The following is a 20,432-nucleotide window of genomic DNA, read 5'->3' on the forward strand; positions in this document are numbered from 1 at the left end:
TGCAACTGTCCTATATATAAAGAAAAAATAATTAAAGAAATTACAACCCTTAGTGAAAAAATACATCCCAGTAACGATTAATCATGCATTGAATGTGTAAAAATGCCTAAAAGAATATTTTCTTCAAAACCTGTTATTTAACTGTGATATATACCGATTCGCCAAGATATTCTGCCATTTTTAATCTAAGCTCCCTCACAGAGTAGTGGTATTATATACCCACAAATAAAATTGTGAGGTATCAAAATGATATTCAATATAGGAGATACAGTCCTGTACCAGGATGAAGAATATACGGTTCATTGGATTTACGATAGTGAATACATTGAAATAGGTCAGGGATATTCCAATATAGAACTTGTACATAAATCTGATATCCAAAAAGTAAAATAGTCCATTTATCACAAATAAAATCATCCATTCCTATTCCATTATTCTGTAAATGACAGTAAAATAATCCTAAGTAGTTATTTCGACAGCCGTAGGAAGGGTGATTTTTTTGAACTCATTAATTGTTTTATCAGAAGAAGCGCTTCAAGATATTTTGGTTGATTCAAAGAGAGTTGGAACTTCCCTAGATTTCATAAGAATGGTTGAGGATGCACTACAACAAAAGATTGACTCAAAGCAAATGCATGCTTATATCAATTAATTAGTACTTAGAAATCTTAGAATTTCTAATTCATTTGAGGGAGAAACGATATTAAAGTCGCTTCTCCCTTTTTTTATTCTCCAATTGGCACCACCATGATCTCAATTCGAGGTGTCTCGCTATACCACTTGCTTGCTAATAACTCAACTACCTGGCTATCGTCCTTCCAGATTATCTGGTTACAAGCATCCTTGACTCCTTTCACGTAGTTGTCTACGTCAGGCTTTGTCACAGGTCTTAACTCACCAGCTTCAGCTGCGGCTAATTTCTTTTTGCTGAAGTTCTTTAGGGTGGGCTTGTACACTCTGATAAACAATTGAATTGGCCCATCCAGTAGCTCCCTTGGACGATGTTCTGCAGCCACCAACTTTACATACTTTTTGAAATCCTTAGATTTCTTAGGATCATATGCCCGGGTATGTCCTCCTTGAGAACTAAACCTTGGCCTCCCCTGGGCTACGGGAGTTCCATACACCGTAAACTGAATCATCCTCATCACTCAAAACCACCCATTCTCAGAACTTTCAACATTCCTATTTCTAAATTTAGCGATGGCTAATTCTTGCCTTAAATCATAATAATTCAGGTCATAAATGCTTGTCCCTCTCTTGGTTTCAGTAACCCCTAAGGTAAGGAGCTCACTGATCATCCCCTGGGACTTCTTTTCCTGACTAATCTTAATTGAATCGTATAATACACCCATTTCATTACCCCCTTTTAAATGCTAAAAGCTCTGCTTCAAGCTTTGCCTTTTCTTTCTCAAAATCATAGTCACTAGAGTCACTTTGTTGATTCTGTGAGGAAGCCTTATTCTCATCAAACCAATCTGGCAATCTCTCAGTACGAATTGGCCGGACCTTACCATTCCTCGAAGGTGTTCGCTTGGTCCTCTGCTCTTTAAATTGCTGTTGTTCAGCTCGAGACTGATCCAGGGTTTTAATCCCCTTCTGAGCCCAGTTTTTAAGTATGGCCTCGACGTAGCCCCATTTCTTCGTCCCTTGTTCAACAGCAATCTTCATAGCTTCAAGTACTAACTCCTCACAGAGATCATCACACCAAGACACAATCTTTTGGGGTATATAACCTCCCAGGATCCCGAATCCCTCTTGCTCGTAAAACTGAAACGGATTGAGCGATGCAGGTGCATCATCTACTACATCTTCTTTTAGTTTCGTTTTGTTTTGTTTAAGTTTAGGTATGGTCAACTGTTGGTCATCGGATTGGTATCCATATTGGTATACGGATTGGGTATCGGATTGGTATAGCGATTGGTCAACTGAGTTGACCAATGACTTTACCTTATAGATGGGAGCCTTCCCTTTCTTACCTTTTTCGTACTCAATCAGTTCATTTTCGATAAGCTTTATTCGAGCATTGACCAGCCCTTGCTTTGAAAGGCCAGTCAATTTCTCTACTGTGGAGTTGGGAGCATTGAATCGTTCTTTCCAGCCAGCCATATTGTTTATAGCCATCAATGTGTGCCATAACGCAATTGCGCTGGTATTAAGATCGTTCAGTAGCAACCAATCCTTAAAAGCTTTGAGTTCCTTTAAATAATTCAAACAATCACCTCTATGCTTGTCTTACGTATGAAATTGCTGCTGAAATAGATTCCCTATCTTCTTGGTTCGTTGCGTCTGACAATGCATTCTCAAGCCATGTAAGCGTATTGTTCTTGGTTACATCAGATTGATAAGGTCTGAAGACAATACCCCCATAATCTAAAAACATTTCTAATGGTGTTCCACTATTCAACCCCTGTGTTCTCCTAATCTCCTTTGGAATAACCACTCTACCTAATTCATCAATCTTTCTCACGATTCCAGTTGCTTTCATAATTCCTATTCCTTCCTTTCACATATCGCTTTCCCCTCTTGAATACCTTTTACGTGATAGTGGGGATATCGCTTCATATAGTCCAATACAAGTCGTTTCAACTCTTCCTTACTTTGTGCCTTCTCCCAAATCCATTTTGGAAGAAGGACTTTGTAAGGAACTTCTTGGTTAATCAAAATTCATGTCCATCGTGTCTTGTGCTGAATCTTTCTTGCCATTTTTCTCTTTAGATTCTTTTACGGGTTCTTTCGTTTGCTCTTCCTGTACCTCATATTCAATCGTGTTATCATCCTCTTCAGGAGTAACATCTTTTAGTTCACGATCTTCGTTATCTTCAATAACAGCCTTTTGCATTTCGACTGAGAGGATGCCCCACTTAGATAAGAGATTCTTCAGCACCGTTTTCATGGCCATGGCATCCCAGTCATTCTTCCAACCAAAATCTGATTTACTGAATTTCTTTCGATGCTTCTCGACTTGTTCACGGGTCCAGTAGACGGTTTTTCTAAATCCATTAAGGAGTTCAAAATAAGCTGCATATCCAATGACGGCTTCTGATTCTCTTTGCTCAAAATCGATGTCGATTTCCTCTGTTAGGGGATTCCATTTAATCAACTCCCCTTCATGAATCGGTGTGACGTTTATATACCGATACTGTCCGGTTCTAAGAGCTAATTGTATATAACCTTTATAACCAAGTTGAAACTGCGCTTTGCCCCCATACGGAACGATCCAGGCATATCCTAAATTCTTATCTACTGGAAGATCTAAAGTGGCTGCAATCATCGCTGAAGAGATAACTGACATTGGCTCAGCTTTTTGTAACATCTTTTCATTGTTATAAAGGCTAAGGATAGAGGCGGTAAACTGTGTTGCTCTTTTACCCAATACCTCTTCAAAGCGTTTAATCACACTAGGGCTAGCTAGTAACCCTTTCATTGTGGAGCCTTGTGTAGAAGGCGCTTGTCCATTCTTGTTCGCTAGTTGTGTTTTAAGAGATTGGTTGGTGGCCATTATTTAGCCTCCTTGATATCAAATCGTCTATAAGCACTCTTTTTGGTTACTTCTTTATATATATTCGGAAATTTCTCTTTTAATAGCTTTGAATCTACTCTATTTGATTCTATCGACTTCCAGGCTACTTCGAAATTGGAGCAGAACCCTAATTCAGCCTCTTTGAGTTCGTGCTGCAGATCATGTTGGATATTTTTCTTTTGCTTTTCAAGTTCACTAATTGTTTTCTTTAGATCGAAATATTGAAGGATTCGATCTTTGTGACTTCCCTTCAGTTCTACCGTCTTTCCTTTTTCTGCAGATGAGTATTTATCTTTCAAATACTTTTCAGCAGCACTCGATCCATCTAATGCAGGTGGGTTTCCTTCGATCACATGGTACTGCCAGAAGTGTTTTTCCGCTTCGAAGATGATGTTGATCAGTTCCTCGTCACGTTCGACTTCCTTGCAGATAAATTTGTTTCCGCCGATAAGTACCGCGATGTACGCTTTTGGATAGCCCAGTACTCCTAAATAGTGTTGTACCTGTACCAAGTAGGACTCCGGTATCTCTTCACTCTCCCATTCCTTCAATAGAAACTGGTTGGCTGTTTTACACTCCAGGAGAGCATCTTCTCCGACCACCTTACGGTCGATATTGGCGATAATAAAGTAATGATCCGGATGTTGCAGAATGGCATTTCGTTTCCGTACTTTCTTTCCCATTCGAACCTCAAATTCTTTTGCGACCATATCCTCGAATAGATTCCCGAAATAGGCAGCTTCGCTCGAGGATTCTTCTACAATTACCTGGCCAGTCTTCTCAAGCCATAATTCAAAGGGTGTTTTATACTTGTTAAGTCCAAGGATGATTGAGGCATCCGATCCCCCAATTCCTTTTCTTCTCAATTCCAGCCATTCTTTACGTTCTATATCTGTTGTAGTAGCTAATACAGATGCCATTTTTTCCCCTCCATTTGATTTCGTTTTCAATGTGCAGTAAAATAAATTTAATTCCATTTAAGAGGATTCAACCCCTCTTTCCAACTAGACCTGTGTGCCAGCACAGGTCTTTACTCTGCTATTGAGAAATGAAACTTACATTTCTCAATCAAGTAATCCTCTAAATTTTCTTCCAAGATGACTTCGCCATTTTCAGGATCAATTACGATTGAATCTCCAACCAAGATCTCATTCCCGAAAAAATCAATTCCGTTGTGTTCTGGCTGTGAAACCATATTCGCATATCCATGTTTCTCTACTCTCGTAATATCTGGATGTTCAAGCATTTGCTTCACCTCCTTAAATTTGTAGTGCTTCAGATTTGCATTCACATTGAATCAAGTTATATAATCCTAATTGCGCATAAAATAGTGAGACGCAGTAAGCTTTGGTACCAGCCTTAGCTTGCTGCTTTTTTTGTTTTGTTTCTAAGTAAAGCTGTTTTTTCAAATGAAGAAAGCTTTAACCATTCACCTGCTTTGACTTTCAAACCCTTCACCCCTTCCTAGCTTCGGTTCATCATGACATTTACAAATGTTTGAGTGATATGATGCAATTCATCCTGCTTTACCTTTTTCTCCGCCAATCTATCAAGCTCTTTAATGGAGTTTAGTAGATCAACCGCAGATAGCATTGCATCTTTATATTTCCCTTGTTGGATATTTTCCTCAATTGCCTGAATTGAATTCCAAGAACCTCTTTGATGTTGAGCTGCCTGGCGTAAATCTTCATTCTTGAACGTTTGGGTAGTCATTTTTGTAACCTCCGTGCCTTTAGTGTTAGTCTCCATTGTTTAAAAATCTGTATCATAGAGAATTGATATTCTTTGGATATCAGAGCGACAAGGTTGATCATACTAGCTGCAGCATCCAATACTTCAAATGCAACCTTTCTCATATCCTCTCGCTCCGTATCACTTTGAGATCTAATCGGTTTATACCAACATGCTTTTTCAAGATGATCCAGAGCTTCTAGTGATTCTTTTTTGACCAGGAGCATCATGGCTGTTGGATGATGTTCAATGAATTCTCCGTTTAGATATGGGATTGATACATCCCCGGCTGATTCATTCCACCGCACGAAGTAATATTCTTCATCGTCGATAGCTTCGGCTGTTAGAGCTCTTAAATCTTTAGGGAAGCGCTGCCTCCCCGTTTCATACTTTGCAATGCTTTCTCTTGAAATTGGAAGCTTAAGTGAAAGTTGTTGTTGTGTTATACCTTTGCGCCTTCTCGCACTAGCAAGCTCCTCCCCTTCCATGACTTTCATAAGGGTTGCTCCTTCCTTTACCTATATATGGATTTCAATGTTCAGGCTTAGTTCATAAAATGAAGTTAACTTGCTTTTTCAGATTTTTGTTTGCGTTCTTGGATGATTCTTGGGACGGATGTTTTTAAAAAGTAGCGTAGGATTTTTTTGATTGTATCGTCTGATGGTTGGTTCATTTAGATTACCTCCTTAAATTTATTACACGAATCGTGACATTCATCTTCAAAAAAAATTGTCCAATCAAAACTAAGTACTTTAGAGATTTTTTTAGCATTTGGAACCGTTGCGTTTCTTTCTCCGCTTTCAATCATTGCATAAGTTGATCTAGCTATCTTGGCTCTATCTGCAACGTTTTGTTGAGTCATTGATTTTTTCTTTCTTTCTTGTATTAACCATTGCCTAGTAATAAGACCACCTCCTTTATGTCACGTTTTGTGTAATTAAAGTATATGTCACATTACGTGTATCGTCAACACTTAATTACACTTATTGTGTAAAATATTTTTTGTCACGAAATGTGACGCTATAATTAACGATATAAGACGTAATTTGGACGAATAAATTAGTTGGAGGAGTTCCTATGTTAAAAAACAAATTAATAGAACTTCGTAAAGCAAAAAAGCTGCGCCAAGAAGACATTGCAAATATATTAGGAATTGCACGCACTACATATGCAATGTATGAGCAAGGTAATCGTGAACCTGATTTTGATACATTAAATAAGATAGCTGACTACTTTGAGGTTACTATAGATCATTTACTGGGTCGCGAAGAGAAGGTTAAAACGAAAGAAGATAGCCTTGAAGAAGTAAACAAGCTCGTTAAAGAATACGGCATAGAACAATTTGGTTTCTTTGATATTGAAAAGTGGAAGGATCTTTCCCATGAGGATATTGAGGAGATTAAGAAGCATTTTGAATATGTGGTGTTCCAGGCTAAGCAAAGAAATGAAAAGTAAAAAATTTCAAAAAGCTCAAAGAAGCATTTCTCTGAGCTTTTTCATGAAAGTAAATATCAATAAATTAATTACTAATTTCACATTCGTTCTTCCTAAAGAAGGCATTGACGATGTCTTGGTCCAGAGCTTTACTGAAAATCAAATTTATAGTGGGTGGTGTTTGAAAGCTTTCGTTCCAATAAATTCCCCTCATAAAATTCTTTTACAAAATAATTTTGCAAATTAAATTGCCCTTCTGAGTATACGGCCAAAATTCTATTGATTAATGAATTAGCATATGCTTCTGAAAAGTTAACTAGATAAGGAACAAGGTTTTTATCAACATAACCATTATGAACTATTTGATTTCTACACTTATAGATATAATCAACTGTTAATTTCACTTCATCTCTTTTTTCCTTAAGTTGTTTTAAAGCTTCTTTATTATCATTATAAAAAATGATTGTATTATCAATTTCATCCAGAAAACTTGCTTTTGTAGTATATTCTTTTAATTCTTTAATTCTATTATAAAAATTCACAAGTGAGACTATAGAGTCTTCAGAACGAGATTCGTAAATTCCTACACTTTGTAAAAATTCTTCCGGTATATTTACCTTGTCATCCCTTTCAAAGGCGCTCTGACTATAGAAATCAGTGATTCTAAATAGATTTTGAAGAGGTCTAAATTGTTCCCAAAGAAAATACATATTCGAAATGGTTTCTTTAACAAAGTTAAACTTTGACTCTCCGTCTTTTTTTGATATGTTCGCTAAACTCTCAACAGCAATCCAATAATTCAGAAGCTTATTTTCGTCATTTTGCCATTGTGACTGTGACATTAGGTCAATGACACTTAGAATAGTATTTGCCTCATAAAACATTTCTCTCTTTTCTAATTCTTCTATAATTCGTGAAACTTTTTTAACATCCTCATACTTTTTTACGCTTAAAACTTTGGGATTACTCCTACTTAAATTTCTTCGCACTTGTTTATTATCTCTAGAACGAAACAAAGTACCAAAAGAGCCATACTCTTCTTTGACTTTTTTACCTATATATTGACCATCCCAATAAAACTCATGATATTCATGAGCATAATAGAAATTTAATAAGTTCAATAAGTTCGAAAATTTCATTTCAGCTACTTTTTTTGCAGAGTTCAATGAATTTGCTTTCACAATAATCCTTGCATTACATCTACTTCTATACTCATGTCTTTCTTTAGGAGCCACTTCTTTTTTTCGATCTTCAACATGACTTGTATCAAATGTTTCATCAAGATGAGTGTCCTCTCCAAGCATTTTCACTACGTCAGGACGATACAACTGACACTCAAATATTGTAGTATCATTACTTATTTTAGGCAAAGTAATCATACCCCAAATAGGATAGATAAAGATATATTCAATTTCGTCAGAAAGTAGTTTCTCCCTGAAGAAATCTAATCTATCTTGAATACTCAAACCGTCAATAAATACTATTTTATCTTCATCTGAAACACATTCACCTGGGACTCCTTTATAACTTATATATATTTTTTCATCGTGTTTAGAATACGATGAAAAAGCTTCAACAAGAATTTTTTTTGTATCTTCAGCATCCAACCCTGACGTTACCAAATCTACTATTATTTCCCTTGTCAATTCTTTTACTTTTAATCGTTCTTCTTTTTGGAATAACCTCTTTTTTAAAACCATTAACAATTCATCAAATAGAACATGTGCAAATTTTTGTTTAGAAATCAGACTAGTTAGTTCTTTAGAAATAACATAGACTGCATTCTTATCTTTTTTCTCTAGCTTTTCTTTCAAAATAAGTAATTCTTCTCGAAAAAAATTTATGTGTTTTTTTGAAATAAGAGTTTCAATTAATTTTATATATACTTTTCTATTATTATCACTTTCAAATTGATTTAATTCATACTCATTAATAAGGTCTGATAGAACTACTCTAATATTCACAATATTGATACCAATCATACCGTTTTTAACTTCTTCAGAAATCGAATTCCATTCATCGTACCAATAAGTAAGTACTTGGCTATATAATGGATCCTTCTCATACCTTTCCCACTTCAAGTTATCACCCCATTAAAAAGTATATTCCCTGAGCTTTTTTAATACCATAAAACCAAATTCAGTCTCTATCTTTTAGTTATTCCGATCGCATTTCTAAAATCATACAGTAATTTATGAGCATTTCTTTTATTTCTTCTCTATTTTTTATCCATTCATATTCAGAAGCTTTCATCCTTGATATCAATGGTTTAATATTTCCTCTTGAAATAACACCCTCAAATAACATGGTTAAATTTTGTTTTTTTACCCACTCTTCCACTTGAATATCCTTAAAACACTGACTAAATCTTCCCTCTTTAAAACATTCATAAAGTGTTTTGGGCATTTGGTCGTAATAAAGTCTTCCTCTTTCTTGCATTATTCTCTCTGGTAATTTCATGACATTTGACTTAGTTAAAGCAATTCTAACGAATCTATATAGTTCTTCCCATTTATCGTAGGGTAAGTAAGTATCAATATTTTTAATAATGTTAGATATATACGGGTTGCTTTTATACGGTTTCTGATACTCACCATGCTCTGAATAAGGATATGCATCTGAATTTTGCAAACACATTTTCAGTGGCATCCAAATAGAAAAAATAGTATCTGCACATAAATCTCCGTTTAAGTGCATTACATCTAGATCATACTTTTTTCTCCATTCATCATTAGCTTTGAGATATTTGTTTCGTTCTTTATAAGTCAGTTCTTCAAATTTTTTATTATAAAGTTTTTTGGGTGTTGGTGAGTTACCTATACCCTTTTGTATATACAATAAGAAATTAACTATAGGATTTTCAGTATATTTATCCCCTAATATTACTGTAAGTTTATCCTCATCCATCAGCTAAACTTCCCCTCTAAGAAAAATACTATTTATTTAAAGCCTTATTGCTTACTCGCCTACCATACCGTCGTGATCATTATCACGCATATACGGGTATAACCAATGATCACTCATTATTGGCATACTAAAACCTGCATCTTCTGCTTCTTTAATCGTTACCTGACCATTATCGTTTGTATCAACGCTTGAAATATCACCGGTTGTGGTTGAATCTGCTGGAGCTGAATCTGTAGGCTCACTCTCTGTTAATCCCAGTGATTCATTTACATCATCAGGGTTCACATTGTCAAAGGTATCAACGACCTCATCATCGTTTAAAATATAGGTATACTTATAGCTTGAAGGAATTTGAGTTTCCGTATCTGGATAGGTGATTATTGCTTCAAAATTTGTGACTCCGCCTGCCTTTCGGATCGCATCCTCCATATAGGCTTGATCACCATGGCGATTGAGTGTACTTTCTTGTGGTGTAATATTATAAGCGTTTGATACCCCTCCAAGAGAATCAGCAATGATATGGCCTTCATCTAAAACGTCACTTTCGACTCCAGGAACCTTTGCTTCATCTGAGTAGTATCTTCCAGACGATAAGACAGGCTCGTTACTGTCATCTTGAATAATGATTTCGTCAGCAATGACACGTACTAACTGCCCGTATTCATTAGTAAATGCCCAATATTCGCGATCTCCAAAACCGATGTCAACGACGACATTAGGCTCACGATATCCATACAGATCACCACCATCAACTTCGATAAGGTTGTATCCTGAAAACAGGTCATCATTTGTTTCAGTTGATGTTTCTTCTGCTACAGGTTCCTCTTCTACTGATTCTTTGTCAGGGATTTTGGTTGATTCTTTCTGGTCATTTCCATTTGAATTCGTTGCAGTTACTTCTTTATTATCAGTTTTCCCATCTGAAGTAGGTGTATCTTCAACGCTTGTACAACCCACTATAAAGACGGATGTTAACAGTATCAATAAATAGTTGAACTTCTTTTTCATTTTAGGACTCTCCTATTAAATCTACATTTTTAATCATGTTTCACGAAAATTATTGAATTCTCTTATTGTCCCTAACTCCATAGAAGCATATATTTGAAAGATGATCCGTTCATGAATATCCGGTACTTTAATCATCTGTACAGAGTAATTATCGTACATATACTCTCTTGCTTCACGTATTGTGTTGATATTAGGAAATTGTTCTTTAAGAGTTGTTAACTTATGAGATAATGTTGCCTGATCTTTTGAACTTGCACGCAAATCAGTACCAATTCGAACTGCCAGGTTTCTTGACCGACCAACATACAAATCTTTTTTCTTATTGTGATCCGTTATTAGATAAACACCTTCTATCGGGGTACTTTCCTGACCCGCTTTATTGTACCCTCAGTAAGATCTTTGGTTTGGTAAGGTTCTGTACTTTTAAGCTTTTGGAGCAAATTAGGAAGTCTATAATAGATTTCATTAAATGTTTTCAATGTAATTGCCTCCCCTGAGAATATTTAATTTTTTTAGTTCCCTTAAATCCAGTTTGATCTACATCTGGAAAAGCTGCTTTCCATAATTCAAATACATTGTGATTAGATGACTGGCCATTTTTATATAATTTGACAATATGGAACCCATATTCATCTCCACACCTCTTCAGTGTTCTTTTTGATTGATGTGAAAATACTTTTCCACTTTCGGAAATATCATATAATCCTTTATATCCGTTTATTTCTCTGAATTCTTCTCCCATTCAATCTACTCCTAACCTTTTTATTTTCCTTCACAGAGAGCTCTATTGATGTTTCGGCCATAAATCTAGCAGCTTGTGCAATTTTGTTATGTTTGGTATCAAATATTTCTTCTAGAACAGTCTTTGTCCAGAATCCAACAAACAGAACTATTAAAGTAATTAGGGCGGCTAAAATAAATATAGTTTTTAAAGAGCTTGGATCCTCTTTTATCATAGTAATAGAAATACCACTCCAAATAGGAATGAACATAACAAGTAGAGAGTTCATATTAAATTTCCATTTGTAGTTTTGTGAGATTTTTTCTAATAAAATTGATAGTTCTTTAAATTGTGACGAGTGATTATAATAATAATTTTGCTCAATCCAATTTCTAAGTTGCTTGTTCTCAGTCTTACTTTCCAATCTTCTTGCTTTTATAATTTTCTTATCTAACCTTTTTAGGCTAATTAAAAATAAGATAATACTCACTATCAACGGTATTAAAATGAAACTACTATCTATGAAAATTGTTAAGAGGAAGTTTATTATTGAAAGGATTGTAGAAATCAAGAAGAATATCGCTGTCTTTTTATCTAAAATTTCAAAGTTTTTTCTACGTTTCATTGTTAGAATATATTCGACTACCTCTAAGAGCAATTCTACTCCTCCTTTATCCCCTCTTAAAATATATCATAAAAATTACCATCGACCTGTAAAATTTCAGGATAATAAATCACAGAAAAATAAAAGACTCCTTTAAAAAGGAGCCTAAGCTATAATTATTCGACAATCTTTCACATCTGGAACATATAATCCATAACAGGATTTTAAAAAGTTTTTTTCTTAATTTAAAAAACCGAACATATCGAGATTTTCCAAGTAAAACTGAAAATACTCATCCTCAATATCTGCTTGGATTCCGTCGCTACCTTCTTGAATCACCGCACCTAAAACTAGAGCATTAATATATCTACTAATTTGTTCACATCTATCTCTTACAATGAAGTTTGTAACATATTTCCCATTGGTGCTTTCAAGAAAAATATCAACTCTTCTCCCTTCTTGCTCATCCAGGAGAAGATGATTATAATTATGTTCCTTTTCTTTAACCTTTGAGAAATCTAATGGATTTTCTTGATTATCCTCGATTTGTTCATTATGGTAGCTTTTTTCATTCGGTGAAAAATACTTATTTAATATTTGTGGGTCATCGATGACAAGACACTTGTATACCTTAGAATATACTAATTGATCATCATTTACTAAATCTAAAACTTCAGTTTTTGAAAATTCTTCGCCCTTGAATTTTCTGACAATCCTTTGTTCAACTTCCTCTTTAGTGAAGATTAAAGCAGATTGCCTTTTTAAATATTTGTTTAGTAGATTCTTATAATCCAACATTAATATCTCCTTTATTTAACTGGGCCGCCATAAAATGCATGTGCCTTTGGTGTTCTTTTGTATGGATGCCAGTGATAGTAATATCCTTTTCTAGGTTTTCCGTATCTAGTATCAACTTCATTAATTGGTTTACCACTAGGGTTTGCAGATGCCGCAACACCTTTTGCTTGATTACTAGATGTTGACCACGTATCTCTACCTGATTTTATTCTTGCTACTGCAGAAGCTTTACTTAGACCTTTACCAATATAAACTCCCCCGCTTTTTACAGTAGCAGCAAAATGATAATAGCTTTTACTTTTATTTGCTTGAGTAGCAATTACATATGCAGCTCCACCCACAATAATCATGGCTCCGGTGTGAAATAGAGCAGTTAAAACAGCAGGCGTCATGACCAACCCTAATGGTATTAAGAAAACTAGAGATGCAGAACCTTCTTCTGAATCAAAGTTGTATTCTTCACCGGTATCTACATCTTCGAAATTAGCCTCAATTTCATCTTCTGAGCTTTGTTCTATTTTTACTTCGTATTCTTTTTGTGTAACTTTTCCATCCTCATCGACTTCTTCAGTGTTCACCTTAATAATATCAGAACCAGCTTCAACTACGATAGTGGCATCGGCACTTTCATCATTTGCAGTCTCCAGAGATGTTTCTACTATTAGTTCCTCAGTAGTTAGCTCCAAATTCTCCAATGAGATATTTTCTTCTTCAAGCTCTTTTTCTAGTGTATTCGATAATACAGTCTCTTGAAGACTATTATTTGTTGTATTCCCTTCAGCGAATACAGTATTTAACGGTAATGAACTAAAAATCAATGTAATTACAAGTAAAACAATAAAGTTATTAAAGAACTGTTTTTTCACAAATATCAACCTCTTTATTTAAATTTAGGTACACCGTGTCCAACACTTTTATTTATTTCAGACTTACTAGACATTTTTTCTAATTGCTCTTTTACATCTGAAACTATTTTCTCATTTTTATTTATGCTCTCTCTCGACAGTATTTCGGCTACTATCCCAGTAATGTAGCCTACAGAGAAAGAAGTTCCGTCAAAATGGGAATAACCATTCCTATTTGTTGATAATATGTCTACTCCAGGGGCAACAAAGTCCACTTTACCGGTTGCCGTAAAATTTGTTGGCTTCAAATTTTTATCAACGGCTCCTACTGAAATAACTTTATGATACCTTGCTGGATATTGAGAATTCATGCCATGAGCATTTCCACTTGCTGCAACAACGATTATCCCCTTATTTATTGCTGTCTCCACAAGTTTTTGTAATTCTGGGAAATCCTTTTGAAAACCTAAACTTAGGTTAATTACATCTACATTTTGTGAAATTGACCAAGCCAAACCATTTAAGAAATGTTCCCTATCTATTTTCCCATCATCTTTAATGACCTTTACTGAGTAAATTTCTACATTTTGAGTAACACCAAGGATTCCCCGATCATTATCATTAGCTGTAATTATTCCAGCAACAGCTGTACCGTGTCCAAGCACATCTCTAGAGGGATTATCTGGATCAGTTGCATTAAATTCCTTAACAACCTTTCCTTCTAAATCCGGATGTGCTTTTTCTATCCCACTGTCTAATATGGCTACCTTAACAACTTTACTATTAGCACCACTAATATTTCCTATAAGGTTTACTCCCCATGGGACATACTGTTTTTTATCGTAATCAATATCAACTTTACTGTGGGTATTTTCTCTCTCTCTCATCTCCATATCTAAATTAATTATTATTACTAAAATAAACATTAAACCAAGTATTAGAAAAGCTACTATTTTTCTCTTCATCTAACACTCCTTTACAATTTATATAAAATTACTATAATTTCAAAATATATCCAAGTCAATCTTTTTTACTAGTATTAAAGAATTATATAAGATAAAAATATTATCGTTTTTAATTTGAAAATAAGAACGTATGTTTGTATAATGTTACCGAGGTGAGTAAAATGTACCAATTGACATACAGGACCACCGGTTTAGAGGATTGGGTATCTCGGTTCTATTCTAGAATCGGAATAACAACTCCAAATTTAATTAGTGAGGAACGAATATCTAGGTTCCTTGGAATCTATGTGAAGAAGAAACCTATACCAAGTAGCTTTCACGTGTTTGGTAGATATCAAGACATTGTAATCGATAGTAGAGAACCTATTGAAAAACACAGAGAAATTTTCTTTCATGAGTTATGCCATATCCTTAGACATTCAGGCGTTCAAACCATTATGCCTGCTTCGTTTAGAGAGCTCCAGGAATGGGATGCACAACATTTTACTCAGTATGCAGCTATCCCCTATCACATGATTAAATATATTCCTATCAATGATCGAGATGTGATTAAACAAATGTCTGATATGTTCCTGGTATCTCCAGAACTATGTGAAGAACGATTAGAACAAATTATTAGAAGGAATCACATTCAAAGAAGCATTTACTGATTTACCAAGATCGCTCTTTTTTTGTTCATAATTTATGAGTAATTTAGTTTTAAAGGAAGTGATTGAATGAAAGCAGCAGTATATGTCCGTGTCAGTACTACCGAACAAGCAGCCGAGGGATATTCTATACGTGCCCAAACAGACCGTCTGAAAGCATACTGTGTGTCCCAAGGATGGGATATTTTCGAAATCTATATAGATGATGGATACAGCGCTAAAGATACCAACAGACCAAATCTGGAACGAATGATGAAGCATATTGAGCAAAATTTAATTGATTGTGTCTTGGTTTACCGCCTGGACCGATTGACGAGATCGGTTCGAGATCTATATAACATTTTGGAGACCTTCGATAAATATGATTGCAAATTCAAATCAGCCACTGAAGTATACGATACGACCACTGCAATGGGTAGAATGTTCATAACTATAGTAGCTGCATTAGCTCAATGGGAACGAGAAAATACCGGAGAAAGAATACGCATGGGTATGGAACAAAAGGCTCGTGAGGGGAACTGGGTGATTAACCAGGCACCTTATGGATACGACTTAGATAAGGAAAACAAGTCGCTTAAAATAAATGAGGAAGAAGCTTTAACTGTGCAAAGGATCTTTAATTATTACATTGAGGGTAAAGGGACAAATAGTATTGCTGTTGAGTTAAATCGGTTGCAAATTCGAACGAAAACAAATACACCATGGAACGATTTTAAAGTAAGATACATCCTGACTAACCCTACCTATATTGGAACGATGAGATATAACTATAGAGTAAATAAAGAAAATTATTTCGAAGTCGAAAACACTCATCCTCCAATCGTAACAAAAGAGGTATTCAACAATGTTCAAGGTATTATAAAAAGTAGAAGAGTTATTCACCCGAGAGCTGCTACGAGTAAGTATATTTTCTCCGGTACCGCAAGATGTGCACGTTGTGGCTCTGCACTTACAGGGAAATATGGCTATGCTAAAAGAGGTTCTACAGAATATAAGAATAGGTCATATTATTGCGCTAATAGTAGATTAGGGGAATGTGATCAGAGGCAAATGTCTGAACGTTATTTAGAAACACAATTTATTAAATACCTGGACACATTTGAAATAAATCCAGAAATCATAAACGACCTTACGAAAATGGATGAAATTGATGAATCCAAAGATAAATTAAATCTGTTAAATAAAGAACTAAAGGAAATAGAGAAGCGAAGGAAAAAATGGCAATATGCTTGGGTAAATGAAATGATCAGTGACGAAGATTTTTCTATACGAATGGAAGAGGAAAATACTAAAGAAGAGGATGTAAATAAGCAGCTGAGTTCCCTCCAACCAGCTGGAGAAAAAATGAGCACTGTGGATCTAACTGAAATTCTTCTGGATATAAAAACGAACTGGAATCAACTTGATGCTTTGGAGAAAAAGATGCTCCTACAGATGTTTACTAAGAGAATATTTGTGGATCGGGTTAGCGACCAGTTGAAACCCGATTGTTTGGAAATTAAAGAAGTGGAATTTTATTAAATATAAATATCATTGCTAAAGCCCAGTACCCTTTTCTGGGCTTTTTCTTTAGTAAGTCTGATTAGAGAATTATTGGACTAAACTGCTGGAGCGCGTCCTCCTTAAACTTTTTACTTATCACATCCTCTTCTTTAAAAAGGTATTGCATCAGCCTAGGCTCAAGCTCCTGCATTATCATATTAAAATCTTCAATATATTCCTGATAAAAGTCATAAAACCTCTCTAGAAATTGTCTTTGAAACTCATTTGTTAATTCGCCTTTACTTTCATGTCCGGTAAATGGATCCATGATTTTAGGTACATATACAATGTTCCAGGGAGCCGTAAAAGAAAATGGATTTTTAGTTCTTCCAAATATATGCGATACTTGATAATTTCTAATCCGCTTATATTTTGTAGTTGGCTTTTCTTGCCTAGAAAAGCCTGTCAATCTCTTTAAAAGTTTTGTTGGCTCTGCATTATTTGTAGGGTCCTTGATAAAGTGACTGTGTCCAAATAATTCTTTATAAAGGTTTATGTAAAGTTGCGTCCCTTTAGCATCTCTTCCATACCCACGAACATAAACTTTATTTTTGCCTTCGAAAATATTTCCCTTCAGTAAACGCCATTCATCATACACATCTGTTTTAGGAATGAAAATTGTTTCGTTAAGTCCAAATTCAATCATCTGATTTTCCGTAATGTTGAACCTATCCATAAAAACTTTATAACCATCTTTCATCATTAACACCCACCTAAAAAACATCGACTTTAATTTATACATTAACAGAAATCTTTTGTGCATGGTCCTATTATTATGACTGGGTGACCTGTCAGGGATGCCCGTATCGCAATCTCTGCCGTCTCCCGGTCCCGGATTTCCCCCACCATAATGATGTCGGGATCATGGCGCAAAATGGCTTTTAATCCCGTTGAATACGTAATTCCTGCTTTTTCATTCACCTGGATCTGCACCATTTCATCATGTTGCTTCTCGACTGGATCCTCAAGGGTGATCACATTCCGGTTCAGGGCGACGGAACAATGGTGTACGAGGGAATACAAAGTCGTCGTTTTACCACTTCCTGTCGGTCCTGTAAACAGGATGAGTCCGTGGGAATGCATAAGAAGTGCAAGAAGTTTTTTAGCTGATGACGGGTATAGTGACATTTTTTCAATGGGAATCTGGTATTTTTGTGGGAGTATCCGAATGACGAGACTTTCTTTCAAGTGGGTGGTTGGCAGAGTGGAAATTCTGAGAGATAGGGGGGTATTTCTTACGGTAAGGCTGAAGGAGCCGCTTTGGGGCTTACGCTTTTCTCCGATATCCATGGAGGCCATGAACTTCAGATGGGCAATCAAGCGATCTGCCTGATCCGGGTCTATGGTCTGGAATGGAACCAGTACCCCGAGCTTTCTGAATTGAATCAAGTAATCTTTCGTTCTGGGAATCAAATGAACATCTGTGGCATCATTGCTGAACGCTTCTCCAATCATCACTTCCGATAACGATTCGACTGAGTGAAATATGGATTGGCACCACCTTTCTGTTTTCTTAAAGTAAATATACGACATTAATTGGCAAAATCCTTCTTTTTTTGAAAGTTTTTTAACTTTAAGTCTCTTCCGATTCACACTTCAATCGCCCACCCATATATTAAATAAGAAAATCAGCCATTCGAAAGTGGTGACCCTCCCATGACGAAATATATGGATTATTCTTCACCTGAAGCTCAATTCTCTTTTGATGTGAATGAAAGTCCTCTATTCAAAAAAGATAATCAAAACCTGATTAATGTTTTAGGAGTAAATCAGCTAAATACATTGGACAATACTTCTCTTCTTGATATCTATTTAAGTAAACATAACTTTGTAGAACCTCATTACCACCAAAATGCTGCGGAACTGGTCTATTGTATTTCCGGCGCAGCCATCGTCTCCATACTTAATCCATTTACGAAAGAAATATTAAATTACCGGATTTCGCCGGGACAAGTGGCGAATGTACCTCAAGGATGGTGGCATTATGAAGAAGCAAGGAAGGACAATACCCACCTACTCGCTATATTTAATTCTCCCGTTCCAGAAGTTGTCCTTGGATCCGATATTTTAAAACTTACCCCCTCAAGCGTCATGGCTCAAAATTATTGCATGAATGAAAACGCATGGATCAATACGACAGAGAAAGTAAAGCCAGGCACGTATATCGGCCCGGGCTGCCTAGAACAAGAAAGGCATTTACCAGTACGGCAAACACTTTTCAATTATCCTCCATACTATTATCAATATCAGCCAAACCCTTATTACAACAGACAATGCATTCCGAAGACATTTTAAAAACTTTTTAGCAATACATGAATAGTTCCTCAAAATACATCCATACTATATTTTGTAAAGACGATTCAATGGGCTATAGCCAAGCGGTAAGGCATCGCACTTTGACTGCGACATGCGTTGGTTCGAATCCAGCTAGCCCAGTATTTAAAGCGGAAGGGCTTTGCTCAGAGGCGACAAGCATAAGATGAGGAACCCGGAAAGGCGCTCTTTGCCTTTTTGGGTTCCTTAGCTTATGACCTCGAGCCTCTAAGCCCTGTAGCTGGATAGACGAAAAGCGGAGGCGGCTCGTTCAGCCCCGACAAGCAAAACTGGAAAATCCCAAAAGGCGCTCTTTGCCTTATGGGATTTTTCAGTTGTGACCTCGAGGGGCTAGCCGCCGGAGCTGGACAGTACTAAAAGCGGAGGCGACTCGTTCAGCCCCGACAAATGAGTAAACCATTGAAAAAGGCAGGCACTCGAAATTCAAGTGCCTGCCTTTTTCAATTCAACCATTTAGCTGCTTTTCTTCAATGATCTGTTTTTGTTCGCCAAACTCTGAAGTCCTTCTGGATTATAGCCGACGACCAGTTTTTTTCCGTCTGTCAATAGGGGCCTGCGAAGAAGTTTGGGTTCATCGATAATTAGTTTGATCACTTCCGATAATGGAAGATCGTTCACGTCTTTTCCCAAGTCTTTGAACGTTTGGCTTCTCGTGGCAAGTATCTCATCAAGACCATCTGTCGTTAAGGAAAGTAGATCCATTAGCTCTTTATGTGTAGGAGTGTCTCTGAATAGGTGCCTCTCATCAAAATCGACGGAATGTGCGGTTAACCACTTTTTGGCTTTGCGGCAAGAGGTACAGCTTGGATAAGTAAAAAATGTCAGGTTGTTCACTTTATTGACCTCCTTAAATTTGAACTTCTTATTCGTTAAACATATTGTATATTAGTTGTATAACTTTTGTACAGTAATATCCCTTGGAAATTTGTGATTATTTTTTTACATAAAATGGTTCGGGGTGAAATACCAAGAAAAGAATAGAGTGAATGAAAGTTTCATGTTTAGTTAACAAGCATTCGTCACAAACTAACTTCAAACACATATTTACTTTTATGGTAGTATTCATTTATAATATTGAGTGATGGACTTAGGGTGCAAAGGAGGGTTACATATGGATCGTATGTTTAGAGTTCTTGGGTTTTGGACTGGTATTTTTGCCGTTATGTTCTATCTTGGTGATATGACCACGACATCATTAATCTTTTTAGGCCAAACCGGATTCTTCATTATGCTTAGCTATTTAAAACTGTCCGAACGCATGTATATTTATGTTTTCGGTGCCTACTTAACAGTGTTCTTTGCAGGTTTTACTTATTGGACGACCTTTATGATGACTCCTGGTGCAGGAGGACACTAAAAAAATCCCTTCAGCT

General features: G+C 36.0%; 27 protein-coding genes, 1 tRNA gene and 1 pseudogene. 8 read left to right on the forward strand and 21 right to left on the reverse strand.

The genetic code is table 11. The annotated features are described in order from the left end of the window. Window positions 1–246 precede the first annotated feature (246 nt). Window positions 247–393 carry a hypothetical protein gene (locus tag P8596_RS15535; protein ID WP_279724294.1) on the forward strand — a complete coding sequence of 49 codons (147 nt, stop codon included), beginning with the start codon at window positions 247–249 and terminating at the stop codon, window positions 391–393. A 106-nt stretch (window positions 394–499) separates the two neighbouring features. Further along, complete coding sequence (locus tag P8596_RS15540) at window positions 500–652, forward strand: hypothetical protein (protein WP_279724295.1); 153 nt, start codon at window positions 500–502, stop codon at window positions 650–652. Window positions 653–725: 73 nt separating this feature from the next. Here P8596_RS15540 and P8596_RS15545 read toward each other — a convergent pair whose 3' ends face one another. The 10 genes from P8596_RS15545 to P8596_RS15590 all read right to left on the reverse strand — a co-directional run bounded on the left by P8596_RS15545 (window position 726) and on the right by P8596_RS15590 (window position 6,158). Next, window positions 726–1,142 (reverse strand): RusA family crossover junction endodeoxyribonuclease, encoded by a 417-nt coding sequence (locus P8596_RS15545; protein ID WP_279727013.1) that lies wholly within the window; start codon window positions 1,140–1,142, stop codon window positions 726–728. Window positions 1,143–1,151: 9 nt separating this feature from the next. After that, on the reverse strand, window positions 1,152–1,355 hold the full coding sequence (locus P8596_RS15550; RefSeq protein WP_279724296.1) for a hypothetical protein: 204 nt from the start codon (window positions 1,353–1,355) through the stop codon (window positions 1,152–1,154). A 4-nt stretch (window positions 1,356–1,359) separates the two neighbouring features. After that, complete coding sequence (locus P8596_RS15555) at window positions 1,360–2,214, reverse strand: DnaD domain-containing protein (RefSeq protein WP_279724297.1); 855 nt, start codon at window positions 2,212–2,214, stop codon at window positions 1,360–1,362. A gap of 10 nt (window positions 2,215–2,224) precedes the next feature. Then, complete coding sequence (locus P8596_RS23910; protein WP_279724298.1) at window positions 2,225–2,488, reverse strand: AbrB/MazE/SpoVT family DNA-binding domain-containing protein; 264 nt, start codon at window positions 2,486–2,488, stop codon at window positions 2,225–2,227. A gap of 168 nt (window positions 2,489–2,656) precedes the next feature. After that, window positions 2,657–3,502, reverse strand: a complete 846-nt coding sequence (locus P8596_RS15565; RefSeq protein WP_279724299.1) for a recombinase RecT — start codon at window positions 3,500–3,502, stop codon at window positions 2,657–2,659. Beyond that, the gene (locus P8596_RS15570; protein ID WP_279724300.1) at window positions 3,502–4,443 is read right to left on the reverse strand and encodes a YqaJ viral recombinase family nuclease; all 942 of its coding nucleotides are present in this window, start codon (window positions 4,441–4,443) and stop codon (window positions 3,502–3,504) included. Before P8596_RS15570 ends, P8596_RS15565 begins: the two co-directional genes overlap by 1 nt. Before the next feature lie 110 nt (window positions 4,444–4,553). Continuing rightward, the gene (locus P8596_RS15575; protein WP_279724301.1) at window positions 4,554–4,769 is read right to left on the reverse strand and encodes a YqaI family protein; all 216 of its coding nucleotides are present in this window, start codon (window positions 4,767–4,769) and stop codon (window positions 4,554–4,556) included. Between the two features lie 218 nt (window positions 4,770–4,987). Then, window positions 4,988–5,236, reverse strand: coding sequence for a hypothetical protein (locus tag P8596_RS15580; protein WP_279724302.1), 249 nt, complete (start codon window positions 5,234–5,236; stop codon window positions 4,988–4,990). Beyond that, complete coding sequence (locus P8596_RS15585) at window positions 5,233–5,751, reverse strand: helix-turn-helix transcriptional regulator (RefSeq protein ID WP_279724303.1); 519 nt, start codon at window positions 5,749–5,751, stop codon at window positions 5,233–5,235. The genes P8596_RS15580 and P8596_RS15585 overlap by 4 nt, the downstream gene beginning before the upstream one ends. Before the next feature lie 176 nt (window positions 5,752–5,927). Further along, the gene (locus tag P8596_RS15590) at window positions 5,928–6,158 is read right to left on the reverse strand and encodes a helix-turn-helix transcriptional regulator (RefSeq protein WP_279727014.1); all 231 of its coding nucleotides are present in this window, start codon (window positions 6,156–6,158) and stop codon (window positions 5,928–5,930) included. Window positions 6,159–6,331: 173 nt separating this feature from the next. On the opposite strand from P8596_RS15590, the gene P8596_RS15595 reads away from it, so the two are divergent. After that, window positions 6,332–6,709, forward strand: coding sequence for a helix-turn-helix domain-containing protein (locus P8596_RS15595; protein ID WP_279724304.1), 378 nt, complete (start codon window positions 6,332–6,334; stop codon window positions 6,707–6,709). A gap of 128 nt (window positions 6,710–6,837) precedes the next feature. Here the strand turns inward: P8596_RS15595 and P8596_RS15600 are convergent, their stop codons facing one another. The 8 genes from P8596_RS15600 to P8596_RS15635 form a co-directional block, all read right to left on the reverse strand. Then, window positions 6,838–8,769: a hypothetical protein gene (locus P8596_RS15600; RefSeq protein ID WP_279724305.1), complete on the reverse strand. Its 1,932-nt coding sequence runs from the start codon at window positions 8,767–8,769 to the stop codon at window positions 6,838–6,840. A 76-nt stretch (window positions 8,770–8,845) separates the two neighbouring features. Further along, entirely contained in the window at window positions 8,846–9,595 is a 750-nt protein-coding gene (locus P8596_RS15605) for a hypothetical protein (RefSeq protein ID WP_279724306.1), read from the reverse strand. 51 nt (window positions 9,596–9,646) lie between these two features. Next, a complete protein-coding gene (locus tag P8596_RS15610; RefSeq protein WP_279724307.1) occupies window positions 9,647–10,603 on the reverse strand; it encodes a DNA/RNA non-specific endonuclease in 957 nt (318 codons plus the stop codon). A 475-nt stretch (window positions 10,604–11,078) separates the two neighbouring features. After that, window positions 11,079–11,345: an NUMOD4 domain-containing protein gene (locus P8596_RS15615; RefSeq protein WP_279724308.1), complete on the reverse strand. Its 267-nt coding sequence runs from the start codon at window positions 11,343–11,345 to the stop codon at window positions 11,079–11,081. After that, complete coding sequence (locus P8596_RS15620) at window positions 11,311–11,982, reverse strand: hypothetical protein (RefSeq protein WP_279724309.1); 672 nt, start codon at window positions 11,980–11,982, stop codon at window positions 11,311–11,313. Before P8596_RS15620 ends, P8596_RS15615 begins: the two co-directional genes overlap by 35 nt. A gap of 186 nt (window positions 11,983–12,168) precedes the next feature. Beyond that, the gene (locus tag P8596_RS15625; RefSeq protein ID WP_279724310.1) at window positions 12,169–12,726 is read right to left on the reverse strand and encodes a hypothetical protein; all 558 of its coding nucleotides are present in this window, start codon (window positions 12,724–12,726) and stop codon (window positions 12,169–12,171) included. Window positions 12,727–12,737: 11 nt separating this feature from the next. Then, window positions 12,738–13,592 carry an SAR2788 family putative toxin gene (locus P8596_RS15630; RefSeq protein WP_279724311.1) on the reverse strand — a complete coding sequence of 285 codons (855 nt, stop codon included), beginning with the start codon at window positions 13,590–13,592 and terminating at the stop codon, window positions 12,738–12,740. Between the two features lie 14 nt (window positions 13,593–13,606). Beyond that, window positions 13,607–14,536 (reverse strand): S8 family serine peptidase, encoded by a 930-nt coding sequence (locus P8596_RS15635; protein WP_279724312.1) that lies wholly within the window; start codon window positions 14,534–14,536, stop codon window positions 13,607–13,609. A 161-nt stretch (window positions 14,537–14,697) separates the two neighbouring features. On the opposite strand from P8596_RS15635, the gene P8596_RS15640 reads away from it, so the two are divergent. Both P8596_RS15640 and P8596_RS15645 read left to right on the forward strand, forming a co-directional pair. Then, the gene (locus P8596_RS15640) at window positions 14,698–15,186 is read left to right on the forward strand and encodes an ImmA/IrrE family metallo-endopeptidase (protein WP_279724313.1); all 489 of its coding nucleotides are present in this window, start codon (window positions 14,698–14,700) and stop codon (window positions 15,184–15,186) included. 66 nt (window positions 15,187–15,252) lie between these two features. After that, window positions 15,253–16,704, forward strand: coding sequence for a recombinase family protein (locus P8596_RS15645; RefSeq protein WP_279724314.1), 1,452 nt, complete (start codon window positions 15,253–15,255; stop codon window positions 16,702–16,704). 61 nt (window positions 16,705–16,765) lie between these two features. Here P8596_RS15645 and P8596_RS15650 read toward each other — a convergent pair whose 3' ends face one another. Then, the gene (locus P8596_RS15650) at window positions 16,766–17,428 is read right to left on the reverse strand and encodes a hypothetical protein (protein WP_279727057.1); all 663 of its coding nucleotides are present in this window, start codon (window positions 17,426–17,428) and stop codon (window positions 16,766–16,768) included. 71 nt (window positions 17,429–17,499) lie between these two features. After that, window positions 17,500–18,258, reverse strand: a pseudogene (comGA, locus tag P8596_RS15655) (competence type IV pilus ATPase ComGA); the annotation flags it as partial. Window positions 18,259–18,381: 123 nt separating this feature from the next. Here comGA and P8596_RS15660 point away from each other — a divergent pair. Both P8596_RS15660 and P8596_RS15665 read left to right on the forward strand, forming a co-directional pair. Beyond that, window positions 18,382–19,020, forward strand: coding sequence for a cupin domain-containing protein (locus tag P8596_RS15660; RefSeq protein ID WP_279724315.1), 639 nt, complete (start codon window positions 18,382–18,384; stop codon window positions 19,018–19,020). Window positions 19,021–19,089: 69 nt separating this feature from the next. Further along, a tRNA-Gln gene (locus tag P8596_RS15665) sits at window positions 19,090–19,161 on the forward strand. Between the two features lie 351 nt (window positions 19,162–19,512). On the opposite strand, the gene P8596_RS15670 is transcribed toward P8596_RS15665, so the two are convergent. Then, the gene (locus tag P8596_RS15670) at window positions 19,513–19,893 is read right to left on the reverse strand and encodes a Spx/MgsR family RNA polymerase-binding regulatory protein (RefSeq protein ID WP_034757676.1); all 381 of its coding nucleotides are present in this window, start codon (window positions 19,891–19,893) and stop codon (window positions 19,513–19,515) included. Between the two features lie 277 nt (window positions 19,894–20,170). On the opposite strand from P8596_RS15670, the gene P8596_RS15675 reads away from it, so the two are divergent. Next, window positions 20,171–20,416, forward strand: coding sequence for a DUF2626 domain-containing protein (locus P8596_RS15675; protein WP_034757675.1), 246 nt, complete (start codon window positions 20,171–20,173; stop codon window positions 20,414–20,416). The last annotated feature ends 16 nt before the right edge of the window (window positions 20,417–20,432 follow it).

Origin of the sequence: Rossellomorea sp. DA94, assembly GCF_029834455.1 — a bacterium.
GTDB classification, from domain to species: Bacteria; Bacillota; Bacilli; order Bacillales; family Bacillaceae_B; genus Rossellomorea; species Rossellomorea vietnamensis.